The sequence below is a fragment of the Amycolatopsis sp. NPDC003731 genome (assembly GCF_053586895.1).
Map to the genome: position 1 here is coordinate 39,297 of NZ_JBSFNC010000040.1, position 12,485 is coordinate 51,781.

Annotated in this window: 8 protein-coding genes; 5 read left to right on the forward strand and 3 right to left on the reverse strand. The window is 72.5% G+C overall.

Annotated elements, in window-relative coordinates; translation table 11 throughout:
• The first annotated feature begins 129 nt into the window (after positions 1-129).
• From ACWDN5_RS18840 to ACWDN5_RS18860, 5 genes are read left to right on the forward strand one after another with little or no spacing between them, the layout of a single operon-like run.
• Positions 130-921, forward strand: a complete 792-nt coding sequence (locus ACWDN5_RS18840) for a hypothetical protein (protein ID WP_449677213.1) — start codon at positions 130-132, stop codon at positions 919-921.
• 25 nt (positions 922-946) lie between these two features.
• A complete protein-coding gene (locus tag ACWDN5_RS18845) occupies positions 947-2,374 on the forward strand; it encodes a methyltransferase (protein WP_449677214.1) in 1,428 nt (475 codons plus the stop codon).
• Positions 2,361-5,120: a condensation domain-containing protein gene (locus ACWDN5_RS18850; RefSeq protein WP_449677215.1), complete on the forward strand. Its 2,760-nt coding sequence runs from the start codon at positions 2,361-2,363 to the stop codon at positions 5,118-5,120. The genes ACWDN5_RS18845 and ACWDN5_RS18850 overlap by 14 nt, the downstream gene beginning before the upstream one ends.
• The gene (locus tag ACWDN5_RS18855; RefSeq protein ID WP_449677216.1) at positions 5,117-6,868 is read left to right on the forward strand and encodes a non-ribosomal peptide synthetase; all 1,752 of its coding nucleotides are present in this window, start codon (positions 5,117-5,119) and stop codon (positions 6,866-6,868) included. The genes ACWDN5_RS18850 and ACWDN5_RS18855 overlap by 4 nt, the downstream gene beginning before the upstream one ends.
• A complete protein-coding gene (locus ACWDN5_RS18860) occupies positions 6,865-8,085 on the forward strand; it encodes a cytochrome P450 (protein WP_310972167.1) in 1,221 nt (406 codons plus the stop codon). Before ACWDN5_RS18855 ends, ACWDN5_RS18860 begins: the two co-directional genes overlap by 4 nt.
• 54 nt (positions 8,086-8,139) lie before the next feature.
• Here the strand turns inward: ACWDN5_RS18860 and ACWDN5_RS18865 are convergent, their stop codons facing one another.
• The 3 genes from ACWDN5_RS18865 to ACWDN5_RS18875 all read right to left on the reverse strand — a co-directional run bounded on the left by ACWDN5_RS18865 (position 8,140) and on the right by ACWDN5_RS18875 (position 12,316).
• Positions 8,140-10,515 (reverse strand): beta-glucosidase, encoded by a 2,376-nt coding sequence (locus ACWDN5_RS18865; protein WP_449677217.1) that lies wholly within the window; start codon positions 10,513-10,515, stop codon positions 8,140-8,142.
• A 141-nt stretch (positions 10,516-10,656) separates the two neighbouring features.
• Entirely contained in the window at positions 10,657-10,965 is a 309-nt protein-coding gene (locus ACWDN5_RS18870) for a hypothetical protein (protein ID WP_310972165.1), read from the reverse strand.
• Between the two features lie 16 nt (positions 10,966-10,981).
• Complete coding sequence (locus ACWDN5_RS18875) at positions 10,982-12,316, reverse strand: sensor histidine kinase (protein WP_310972164.1); 1,335 nt, start codon at positions 12,314-12,316, stop codon at positions 10,982-10,984.
• Between the last annotated feature and the right edge of the window lie 169 nt (positions 12,317-12,485).

Genomic DNA, 12,485 nt, shown 5'->3' on the forward strand with positions numbered 1-12,485 from the left:
AACCGCCCGAAACTGCGGCTCGACCTGGCGTTTCTTAGGGGCGCGTTAGGGGTTACCGCCCAGGTCGGCCGCTGCTAGCTTCAGACTGCGGAAATCTTTATTCTGCTCGCACCCAAAAGGCGGACAATCGTGGCCGAACTCCATTCATGGCATCCGATCGACGAGAATGCGGACGACAAGGAAGTAATCATCACGGTGGATTTCACGGTCACCGGGCGCCCGGAGGCGGGGTTCGCCGAGCTCGCGAAGCACCTCGAGACCCCGTACGGGATCTGGGAGAGCCTGCCGCCCGCCATCGGCGACGAGACCGGCATGACCGGCAACGACTACCTCGACCGGTGGACCGCCGAACTGCGGGCGAGCGGCGCCGAGGTCAAGGCGGTGTTCGGCTACTGCGCGTCCAGCGTGTTCGCGCTCGCCATCGCCGAGCGCATCGCGACCTGGCAGGCGAAGCCGCGCGTGGTCCTGTTCGACCCGACCGCCGCGACCGGGTTCACCGTGCTGTACTACGGCTTCTTCCGCGTGGTGGACGCGCTCGCCGCGGTCCTCACCGAGGACGAGGTGCGGGACGCACACGCCGCCGGCGAGGCCGCCCAGCGCACCCACGACGACCTCGAGACGCTCACGAAGGAGTTCGTGCGGCTCTACCGCGAGGTCGGCACCACCGCGTTCGAGCGGGTCGAGCTGGACGCCGACCGCGCCGACGAGCTCGTCTCCTGGTTCAGCAGCTACATGACCTATCTGGTGGCCGCCTCCCAGGTCACCGTCCCCGGCGACCTCGACGGCGTCGCCGTGATCCGCTCCGCCGAACTGCCCGGCGCGCTGGAGATCGGCGCCCGCGAGCTCCGGTTCGACATCGACCACTCCGGGCTGCTCAGCCAGCCGGAGGTCGCGCAGGCCGTCCGCGGCCTGCTCCCCTGACCGCCCTTCACCCGCAGGAGAGCTGATGCCGACGTCACCGACCGGTCTGGGCACCGGCACGGAAAGCCAAGCCGAAGCCGCGCTCGCCGGGCACCCCGGTGTCGCGCGGGCCAGGGTCACCCGCGAACCCGGGACCGGGCGGCTCGTCGCCCACGTCGTGCCGCGGGACCCGGTCGCCGAAGCCGGCGACGACCGCGCGCGCGTCGAGGAGTGGCAGCTCATCTACGAATGGGTGTACGGCGAACTCCCCGAGTCCGGTGGGCTCGGGGAGAACTTCGTGGGCTGGCACAGCACCTACACCGGGCTGCCGATCGAGCTCGCGCAGATGCGGGAGTGGCGGGACGCGACCGTCGAGCGGATCAGGTCGCTGCGGCCCCGCCGGGTGCTGGAGATCGGCGTCGGCACCGGCCTGCTGATGGCCAAGCTCGCACCGTCGTGCGAAGAGTACGTGGCCACGGACTTCTCCCCGACCGTGATCGAGACGCTCACCGGACAGGTCGCGGCCGACCCCGCGCTGGCCCACGTGACGCTGCACCACCGCGAGGCCGACGACTTCGCCGGGCTCCCCGCGCACCACTTCGACACCGTGGTGATCAACTCCGTCGTCCAGTACTTCCCCGGCATCGGTTACCTCGCCGACGTGCTGCGCCAGGCCGCCGCGCTGATCGCGCCCGGCGGCGCGGTGTTCGTCGGCGACGTGCGGAACCTGCGGCTGCTGCGCGCTTTCCGCGCCGCGGTGCTGGCCGGGGAGGTGGCCGCGGCCCCGGACACCGCCCGGGAACTGGTCGAGAACAGCGTCCTCGAAGAGAAGGAACTGCTGGTCGACCCGGACTTCTTCCCTGCGCTGGCCGCCACGCTGCCCGGGATCGCCGCGGCCGACGTCCGGCTGAAGCGGGCCCGCCACCACAACGAGCTGAGCCGGCACCGCTACGACGCCGTGCTGCGCAAGGAGCCCGCGGAGGCCGTCGAACCCACGCACACGCAGGCCTGGGACCCGGCCGCGCTGGAAACCCTGCTGAGCGACGTCCGGCCGCCGGCCGCGCGGATCACCGGCGTGCCGAACGGCCGGGTCGCGCGGGAACTGGCCGCCCTGGCGAAGCTCGACACCGGCAGCACCCCGGCCGCGGTGACCGCGCCCGACCCGGAAGACCTCCACGAGATCGGGCGGCGGCGGGGGTACCAGGCCGCGGTGACCTGGTCGGCCGGCGGCCCCGGCCTGGTCGACGTCGTCTACACCCGCGACGGCGAGCCGGTGACCGTGCCCGCTTCGGCCGCCACGCCCGGGCTGCCGTTCACCGCCTACGCGAACGCCCCCTCGCGCGCGGCGAAGACGAGCACCTTCGTCGCCGAGCTGCGCGCGTACCTGGCCGCGCGGCTGCCCGCCGAGGCCGTTCCGCACGCCTTCGTCACCGTCGAAGACCTCCCTGAAGGGACCGGACATGCCGACCGCTGAGATTCCGGCCACCCGCAAGGAAGAAGGGCTCTGGCTGCTCGAACGGCTGGTGCCCGGCGAAGGCGTCAACAACGTGCCGGGTGTGGCGCTGCGGGTGGCGGGCCGGCTGGACCGGGCCGTCCTCCAGGAGGCCGTCTCCCAGCTGGTGCGCCGGTACGACGCGCTGCGGACGGTGTTCCACGCCGGTGACACGCGGCTCACCAAGTCGGTGCTCGCGTCCTTCCCGGTCCTCCTCGAGGGTGCGGAATGCACGGACGTCGAGGCCGGGCTGCGGGAGCTGATCACCCGGCCGTTCACCCTGGACGGCTCACCGCTGCTGCGCGTCGGCCTGTACCACGGCCCCGAGCACGACTCGGTCGGCGTGGCCGTGCACCACCTCATCTTCGACGGCACGTCGATGTCGATCTTCCTGGAGGACCTCGCCGCCGCCTACGACGCGGTGCTCGCCGGGGACCTCCCGGACGCCGGCCCGCCCGTCCCGCTCTGGCCGGAGTCCGAGCCGAAGCCCGAAAGCCTCGCCTTCTGGCGCGAGCACCTGCGCGACTTCGACGCGGGCGGCCCCGGCCTGTGGTGCGGCGGCCAGGAAAGCGCCCAGCCGACCCTGCGCGGCGAGCAGCTCGTCCGCCCGTTCTCCGCCGCGGCCAAGGACGTCGTCACCGCGCTGCAGAAGGACCTCAAGGCGCCCGACGTCGTCGTGCTGCTGGCCGCCTACTACCTGCTGCTGCACGCTCACGGCGCCGGGCCCGACCTCGCCGTCGGCTTCCCGGTGAACGTCCGCAGCCAGCAGGCCCAGCGCGCGATCGGCTACCACGTCAACATCGTGCCGCTGCGCGTGCGGATCGACCCGGCGGAGACGTTCCGCCGGTTCAGCCGCCGGGTGCGGGACCTGTTCTTCGAGGCCATCGCGCACGCGGACGTGCCGATGGACGTCCTGCTGCCGGAGGTCGAGCGCGCCGGTTCCTCCTGGCGCACCACCATGTTCCGCCACGTCTTCAACTACCTGCCCTTCGGCGGCCGGGCGGCCACGAGCCTCGGCGGCGCCCCCGCCGAGGTCGTCGAAATCGACCCCGGGCACAGCAAGTTCGACCTCGAGTTCGTCATCCTGCCTTCGGCGGAGGAGAGCCGCGTCAAGGCGGTCTACGGGGCCGAGGTGCTCGACCGCGGCGAGGTCGAGCTGCTGCTGGAGCGCTACGACGCGCTGCTCGTCGCGGCGGCGAGCGCGCCGGACCGGCCGTTGCGCGAGCTGGACGGCTGGGGTGCCACCGACCACGCGGTCCTCGACACCCCCGGCGAACCTGCCGGGACGGAGACCGTCCTGACCGCGATCGCCCGCCACGTCTCGGAAAACCCCGGCGCGCCCGCGATCGTGGCCGGCGAAGGCACGACGTCCTATCGGGATCTCTGGCGCGCCGCTTCGGCGGTCACGACGTTGCTGGCCGACGCCGGGACCGGGCCGGGTGACGTCGTCGCCGTGACCGCCCCGCGCGGCCCGGACTTCGCGGCCGCGATCCTCGGCAGCTGGCTGGCCGGCGCCACCGTCACCGCGGATGTCTTCACCGCCAAATCGGTGCTGGGCGCCGAAGAAATCTCCTACGCCGTCACGGTGGCCGTCGACCCCGACGCTGCGGCCGTGCCCCCGGACAGCGTGGCGCTTCCCGGCGTGACCCACCGGGAACTCGCGGACTCCGTCCGGGCGGTATCGGTGGGTGCCCGGCCGGTGCTGTGGCTTTCGGCCGCCGTCGAGGAACCGCTCCTGGCCCTGGCCAACGGCGTGCCGCTGGTCGTGGCGCCGGACGCGGCCCGCACCGACGGCCACCTGCTGGCCGGGCTGCTCACCCGGCACGACGTCGGCGTCGTGCACGCCACCCCGGCCGTCTGGTCCCGGGTCGTCGAGCAGCTCGGTTCCGCGGTCGGCGGCCGCACCGCGCTGATCGGCGCCGAACCCGCGCCCGGCCCGCTCGTCCGCACCCTGCGTGCCCTCGAGGCCGACGTCCACACGGTGTTTCCCTTCGGTGGCCGCTGGGTGCTCGCCGACGGCGTGCCGGTCGCGGGCCTCGCCGCCGACGTCGTCGCCCCGGACGGGCGGCGGCTGCCGCTGGGCGTGCGGGGCGAACTGAAGCTCGGCACCGCCACCGGCGTCCTCGCGCACTGGCGCACCGACGGGTCCCTGCACGTCCACGGCCCCCAGGACCGGCAGCTGACGTTCGGCGGCACCCGCGTCGACCTGGCCACGGTCGAGGACGCGCTGACCGCGCACACCGACGTCGTCGCGGCCGCGGTCACCCTGCGGCCCGGCGCGGCCGACCTGGTCGCCGTCGTGCAGGCGCCCGACAAGCCGCGGCTCGCCGCCGACCTGGCCCGGCACGCCGAGGCGGTGCTGCCGCCCGCGGCACGGCCGGCCTGGTACCTGCGCGTCGACGCGCTGCCCGAGACGGCCGCGCACGAGGTGGACCGGGCGGCGGTCGCCGAGCTGGCCGCCGCGGCCGGGCCACCGGCGCAAGCCCCGGCGAAGACCGTGCCGGACGCCACGACCGAGGCCGTCATGGCGATGTTCCGGCACCTGCTCAAGCGCGACGACGTCACCGAGGACACGAACTTCTTCGCCGGCGGCGGGCATTCGCTGCTGGCCGCCCAGCTCGTCCAGCGGATCCAGAAGCAGACCGGGGTCCGGCTGAAGCTGTCCGCCGCCTTCGCCCACCCGACGCCGGCCGCGCTGGCCGAGCTGATCACCGGGAGCACCCGATGACCCCGTCCGTCAACCCGGCCCCGACCCCGTTCGGGCGGGCCGAAACCATGCACGGCCTGTTCGAGTGGTGTGCCTCGCGGTGGCCCGGCCGGACCGCGCTGCACCACCTCGGCCGGGACGTCACCTACCGGGAGCTGGCGGAACTCGCCGACGCCTACGCGGCCGAACTGCAGGCCCGCGGCGTCGGGCGCGGCTCGATCGTGCCGGTGCTGCTGCCCCGCTCCCCCGAGCTGTTCGCGACGCTGCTGGCGGTGCTCAAGTGCGGTGCCGCCTATGCCGCGCTCGACCTGCGGTGGCCGTCGAGCCGGCTGTCCGAGCTGATCGAGCACCTCGGCGGGCCGGTGGTCGCCGCCGAGCGCGGTACCTCGTGGCCGTCGGTGTGGTCGCCGCCGGCGCAGCCGGTCCTCGGCGCCCGGCCGGCGGCGGTCGACGTCGGCGCCGACGACCCCTGCGCGGTCTTCTTCACCTCCGGGACCACCGGGACGCCGAAGGGCGTGGTCACCGCGCACCGCGGCAACGTCCGGCTGTTCGACGACTGGCTGTTCACCCCGCTGGATTCCGGCGCGGTGATGCCGCAGGCCCTGGCCGCGACGTGGGACGCCTTCGGCCTCGACTCCTGGGGCGTGCTGTTCAACGGCGGCACCCTGGTCCTGCTCGAAGACACCCTCGAGCTGGCGACGAAACTGCGCGATCTGATCGCGATCCACGGAGTCACCACGATCTTCCCGCCCACCGCGGTGTTCCACAGCATGGTCGACAACGACCTCGACGCCTTCGCCGGCCTGCGCGCCGTGGGCACCGGCGGCGAGAAGCTCTCGGCACGGCACGCCGCCCGGTTCGTCGAGGCGTACCCGGACATCCCGCTGTACAACATGTACGGCCCGGTCGAGTCCAGCGTCGCGGCCACCTGCCACCGCGTGCGGCCCGAGGACGGCCCCGAGGTGCCGCTCGGCGTCCCCTTCCCCAACACGCAGGCGTACGTCCTCGACGGCGACCGCCTCTGCGACGTCGGCGAGAGCGGCGAAATCGCGTTGGGCGGCCGCGGTCTGGCGCTGGGGTACTTCAAGGACGACGAGCTGACCGCGCGGAAGTTCGTCACGATTTCCGGACCGGGGCGCGTCTACCGCACCGGCGACCTCGGGCGTTGGAGCGCCGACGGCCTGCTGCACTTCGAAGGCCGCGCGGACCGCCAGGTCAAGATCCGCGGCCACCGCATCGAACTCGACGACGTCGAGCAGAACGCCGGACGCGTGCCGGGCGTCGGCGCGTGCGCGGTGGTGCCGCTGACCGGCGCCGACGGCGCGTACGAAGACCTCTGCCTGTTCTACACCGGCACGCCGGGCGAGGACGAGCTGCGGACCCGGCTGGCCGATCGGCTGCCCGGCTACCTGGTGCCCGCATTGGTACAGCGGCTGGAACGGCTGCCCGTGCTGGAGGACCGGAAGATCGACCGCCGCGCGCTGGCCGAACTGGCCGCGCGTCTGCGGATGGCCGCAGCGCCGGAGGTGGACTCGCCGCTGTCGGAAACCGAGGCTGCCGTGGCGCGGATCCTGCGCGAGATCATCGGCGTGCCGTCCATCGCCGCCGACGTCTCGTTCTTCCGGCAGGGCGGCAACTCGCTCTCCGCCGCCCAGCTGTGCTCGCGGATCAACCGCGACCTCGGTGTCAAGCTGCGGATCTCCCAGGTGTTCGAGGCGCCGACCGTGCGGGGCGTGGCCGGGCTGATCACCGCCGGGCAGCCGTCATGACGGTCCAGGACATGACCACCCAGATGCGGGTGCTGTGGACCCTCGGCGAGCTCGGCGACCCCCTGGCGCTGCTGCTGCGCGGCCCGGAGGATCCCTATCCGCTGTACGAACGGATCCGCGCGAAGGGCCCGCTGCACCGCAGCGAGCTCGGCGCGTGGACGACAGTCGACCACGCCACGGCCACGAAGGTGCTGCGGGACCGCCGGTTCGGCGTCCTCAAGTCCGACGGGACGCCGATCAGCCCGGTGATCACGACGTTCGACAACTCGATGCTCGGAGCCGACGGCGCCGACCACGCGCGGCTGCGGAAGCTGGCCACGCCGTTCCTGAGCCCCAAGGCGATCGCCGGGTTCCGCGACCGGCTGACCGCGATCTGCCACGAGCTGCTCGACCGCGCCGGCCCGAGCGGGGAGTTCGACCTGATGACGTCGTTCGCCGACCTCATCCCGGTCACCGTCGTGGCGGCCATCTTCGACATCCCCGAGCCGTTCCTCAGCCGGTACCTCGAGCACGGGCCGAAGTTCGGCACGATCTTCGACGAGATCACGTCCGTCGAGCACATCGCGGACGTCCAGCGGTCCCTGGACGAGCTCGACGCGCTGTTCACCGAGCTGATGGAACTGCGCCTGGCCCACCCGGGCGACGACGCGATCAGCAAGCTGCTCACCGCTCGCGCCGAGGACCGGCTGTCGACGCACGAGCTCGTGTCGCTGTGCCAGCTGCTCACGCTGGCCGGCGCGGAGTCGACGGTGAACCTCATCGGCGTCGGCGTGAAGACCATGCTGGAGCGGCGTGAGCAGTGGGACAAGCTGGTCGCGGACCCGGACCTGGCGCCGCAGGCGGTGCAGGAGTCGCTGCGGTTCGAGGCGCCGGTCCAGCAGTCCAGCCGAGTGTCCACAGTGGACGTCGAGGTCGACGGCACGGTCATCCCCGCGGACACGGCGGTGGTGGTGCTGACGGCCGGCTGCAACCGCGACCCGCGGGTGTGGTCCCTTCCGGACCACTTCGACCTCACCCGCCCGACCACCCCGGACAACCTCTCCTTCTCGGGCGGCTCGCACTACTGCCTGGGCGCGCCGCTGGCCCGCCTGGAGGCGGACGTCGCGTTCCGCGTCCTGGCCACCCGGTTGCCGGACCTCCACCAGACGGGCCCGGCCGACCGCCGCCGCTCGGCGATCATCCGAGGCCTCCGCCACCTACCGGTGACGAACGGCTGACGAGCACGCGAAACGGCCGGCGCCCCACCGGGCGCCGGCCGTTCGTTCGCGTGCTCAGCGCACCGCGACCCGGGTGCTCAGCGGCAGGGTCGTCGAGGACGAACCCACCTGCACCGCCCGGGTGCCGGCGCCGCGCTTCCACGCCTTCGCCGTCACGTCCCAGTAGGACAGCTGGCGCGGGTCGACGTGGATCGTCACCGTCCGGGACGCTCCCGCCGTCAGCGTCACCTTCGCGTAGCCGCCCAGGGCCGTCGGCGGCTGAGGGGCCGTCACCTGCGGGCTCGGGCCGACGAACACCTGGGCCACCTCCGTGCCCGTGCGGGTGCCCGTGTTGCGAACGGTCACCTTCACGTCGAGACCGCCGTCGGAAGCGTTCGCCGCCGACAGGCCGCTGTAGGCGAACGTCGTGTACGAAAGGCCGAAGCCGAACGGGAACAGCGGGGTCATCTTCTTGTCCGCGTACCAGCGGTAGCCGATGTCGACGCCCTCGGTGTACTTCACCTGGCCGTCCTGGCCCGGGTAGAGCCCGGCACTGCCGCTGACGAGCGTGTGCGCCTCGTCCACCGGGAACGTCTGGGTCAGCTTGCCCTGCGGGCTGACGTCGCCGTACAGCAACGCCGTCGTCGCCTCGGCGCCCTTCTGGCCCGGGTACCACATCTCCAGCACCGCCGCCGTCTTCGCCAGCCACGGCATCTTCACCGCGGAGCCGGTGTTCAGCACCACGACCGTGCGCGGGTTGGCGGCCGCGACGGCGTCGATCAGCTCGTCCTGGTAGCCGGGCAGCGAAAGGTCCGGCCGGTCGAGGCCCTCGGAGCTGTCGTCGTAGGCGAACACGACCGGGGTGGTGGCCGCCTTGGCCGCCGTCACCGCCTGGTCGATCTTCGCCTGGGCCGCGGCCGGGGTGATCCAGTGCAGGTCGACCTTCAGCGGGTTGACGAAGTCCGCGAACCCGTACAGCAGCAGCGTGTGCGGCCCCGCGGTCAGGTGCACGGTGATCCCGGTGTAGCCGCCCGCGATCGAGTCGCCGAACAGGCCGCTCGCCGTCCCGTCCACCTGGAGGAACCCGCCGCCCCCGGTCGACTGCAGCTGGATGCTGTAGTCGCCTTCGCTCGGCGCGGTGATCGTGCCGTTGTAGAACACGCCCTCCGCGCCGGCGGGCAGGCCGCCGCCCTGGGTGAACGCCGGGGCCAGCGCCCCGGCCGGCACGGCTTCGCCCGCCGGGTCGTAGCCCGGGGTGTAGGTCGTGGTGCTGCCGGCGCGCTGCTTGATCAGGTCCAGCGGCGCGGCCGGCGTCGCGGACGGGAGCACGTGGGAGCTGCCACCGCCGTTGAGCTTCGGCGTCTTCGCGTTGTAGCCGATCACCGCGATCTTGCCGGACCGCGCGGTGCTCAGCGGCAGCGCCGACTTTTCGTTGCGCAGCAGGACCGCACCCGCCTGGGCGACGTCCTGCGCGGTGGCCGTCAGCCCGGCGAGGTCTCGCGCCGGCCGGGCCGGGCCGTTCAGCAGGTGGAAGCGGTCGAGCTGGCTGAGGATGCGGCCGACGGCGGTGTCCAAAGCGGACTGCGGGATGGTCCCCGCGGTGAGCGCGGCCTTGAGCAGGTCACCGAAGTACGTCCCGCCCGGCATCTCCTGGTCGAGCCCGAGCGGCAGGCTGCCGGGCGTCAGCGACATCCGCCAGTCCGACATCACCCAGCCCTGGAACGCCAGCTGCTCGCGCAGGATCCCGGTCAGCAGGTCGGAGTTCGCGCAGGCGGACGGTCCGTTGAGGTTGTTGTACGAGCACATCACCGCACCGGCGCCGGCCTTGATCGCCGCTTCGAAGCCGGGCAGCTCGACCTCGTGCAGCGTCTGGTCGTCCATCACGACGTCGATCGTTTGCCGGTCGTTCTCCTGGTTGTTCCCGGCGAGGTGCTTGACGACCGGGATGGTGCCCTGGCCGGCGATGCCGCGCACCTCGGCGCCGGCCATCCGGGACGTCAGCAGCGGGTCTTCGCTGAAGGTCTCGAAGTTGCGGCCGCCGTAGGGGATCCGGATGGTGTTGACCATCGGCGAGAGCAGGACGTCGGTGCCCAGCGCGCGGGCTTCGCGGCCGACGCCGGCGCCGTAGCGGGTGGCGAGCGATTCGTCGAAAGTGGACGCGAGCGCCACCGGCGCGGGCATGACGACCGACGGCTTGTCCACCCGGACGCCGGCCGAGCCGTCCGCCAGCCGCAGCGACGGGATCCCGAGGCGGGGCACGCCGGGCACGTACCCGGCCTCGCCGACGCTGTTCGGGTCGTCGCCGCCGTGCACCAGGGAAAGCTTCTCGTCGATGGTCAGCTCGCCGACGAGGCTTTTCACCCTGGGCGAGAACTTCGCGGCCGGGTCGGCCGCGGCGGCGGAGGCCGTCAGACCGGACGTCAGCAGCACGCCGGCGAGGACGACCGCCACCGCGCGAGGGCGCGCCCGGAGAAGATCATTACGCATAGTCACCCCAGAAACCCGCGAACGGGTCGCCCCCGCCGCTAGTTGGTCCAATCGTCGACCAACCTAGGTGACTACTGCACGGACCGTAACCCTTAAGTTTCCGCGCTAATTCCGCGTGACGTCCAGGCTGGCTTCGCCGCCGCGGATCTCCCCGAGGTGCAGGTGGTAGCCCAGGAAGTCGAGATCGACACCCTGGAAGAGCGAAACACTGATGCCGTTGGACAGGAAGGTCACGGAATTGTTGTCCACCTTCTCGACCGCCAGTTCCTGCCCGCCGAGGTCCACCTTTCCCCCGCTGACGAGGTTGAAGTGGCAAGAGCGTTCCGCACACCCCAGATCGATCAGATGATCGCACCCGGCCACCGAAAGAGAAGTGACCACGGCGAACAGGCACACCACAATCGCTCGACGCATTATGATCCCCCTGGAATTATTCGACACTGCCTTCCGACGGAAGCACGTACGGAATCATGATGGTGATTTCGGTGGGGCCGCCCGGCGGGCTGGAACATTCCAGGACGCCGTCGAAGGCCGCGATCCGGCGCTGGACGCCGGCGAGGCCGGTGCCGCGGCTCGAGTCGGCGCCGCCCTTGCCGTCGTCGGCGACGACGACCCGCAGCGTGCCCGGCCGGTGGGTGACGCTCACCCGCACGCGCTTGGCGGCCGCGTGCTTGGCCGCGTTGGCCAGTAGTTCGGCCACCGAGAAGTAGACGGCCGACTCCAGGGCCGCGTCGGGGCGGCCGATCAGCCCGACCTCGACGTCGGTGGGCACCGGCGCGTCCATCGCCAGGTCCTCGAGCGCCGCGCCGAGGCCGCGGTCGGCGAGCATCGGCGGCTGGATGCCGTGCACCAGCCCGCGCAGCTCCCGCAGTGCCGCGGCGGACAGCTCCCGCGCGCCGGCCAGCTGCCGCCGGACCTCGTCGAGGTCGGTGTCGAGCAGCATCTCCGCGGTGCCGAGCGAGATGCCGATCGCGATGAGCCGTGCCTGGGCGCCGTCGTGCAGGTCACGCTCGATCCGCCGCAGCTCGGCGGCCTGGGCGTCGATCGCCGCGGCCCGGGTGGCGAACAGTCGCTCCACCCGCCGCGACAGCAGCGCCCGCTCGTCCGGCGCCAGCAGCCACCTCGTCCAGGTTTCGTGGAGGCCGACCGCGCCGGGCGCGGCGACCAGTCCCAGCACGAGCAGCGCCAGCCCGGCGACGACCGTCGCGGCGATGCCGGCCGGGGTGCCGACCGGCAGCGGGAAGTACCACGCCCCCGCCGGGAGGTGCGGCGCGGTCAGCGGCGCGACCAGCAGGAACGCGCCGAAACCGGCGAGGGCGACCGGGACGGCCGCCAGCAGGCCGCCGGTCAGCGGGTTGACCACCAGCCAGGCCAGGTCCCGCCAGGTGGCCGGGTCGGTGAAGAACCAGCGGCCGCGCCGCTGGGCCAGCGAGACCCAGCGGAACTTGTGGAAGTCGTAGCCGTTCCAGTACCAGCCGTTCTCGGTGCGTTCCAGCGCCGGCAACGGCAGGTACGGCGATTCGACGGCCCGGCCGTAGAGCGCCGGCGCGCATTTGCGGGAAAGCACCGGCAGCAGCCGGCAGGCGGGAATGGCCACCAGCACGGTGAGCCCCGCGGCGGCGACGTATTCCGGCAGCCAGAACAGCGCGGGCAGCGTGAGAACGCACACCTGCACCGCGGCGAACAGCACGAAAACGACCAGCCGCGCCATTCCGGCGACACCCCGCCGGACGGCCGAGGCGCTGCGCCGCGGAATCGTCGACATCGGCAGATCATACTCGCCACGGGACAGTGTTCCCGGTCGGCTCATCGCGTCCCCCATCGTCTCCAGGGGGCCGGACCGGCCCTCTCGCACTCGAGGTCGGTCCAGTCTGGACGCGCCCCGAAGGGCCGCACAATCGGCCAAGCCCACTCATAGGGGTATAGGAAGCCAT

What these genes read in the sequence shown, in the direction of transcription:
- ACWDN5_RS18845 (WP_449677214.1), top strand. Translation starts at nt 947, where the DNA reads ATGCCGACGTCACCGACCGGTCTGGGCACCGGCACGGAAAGCCAAGCC.
- ACWDN5_RS18850 (WP_449677215.1), top strand. Translation starts at nt 2,361, where the DNA reads ATGCCGACCGCTGAGATTCCGGCCACCCGCAAGGAAGAAGGGCTCTGG.
- ACWDN5_RS18855 (WP_449677216.1), top strand. Translation starts at nt 5,117, where the DNA reads ATGACCCCGTCCGTCAACCCGGCCCCGACCCCGTTCGGGCGGGCCGAA.
- ACWDN5_RS18860 (WP_310972167.1), top strand. Translation starts at nt 6,865, where the DNA reads ATGACGGTCCAGGACATGACCACCCAGATGCGGGTGCTGTGGACCCTC.
- ACWDN5_RS18870 (WP_310972165.1), bottom strand. Translation starts at nt 10,965, where the DNA reads ATGCGTCGAGCGATTGTGGTGTGCCTGTTCGCCGTGGTCACTTCTCTT.
- ACWDN5_RS18875 (WP_310972164.1), bottom strand. Translation starts at nt 12,316, where the DNA reads ATGTCGACGATTCCGCGGCGCAGCGCCTCGGCCGTCCGGCGGGGTGTC.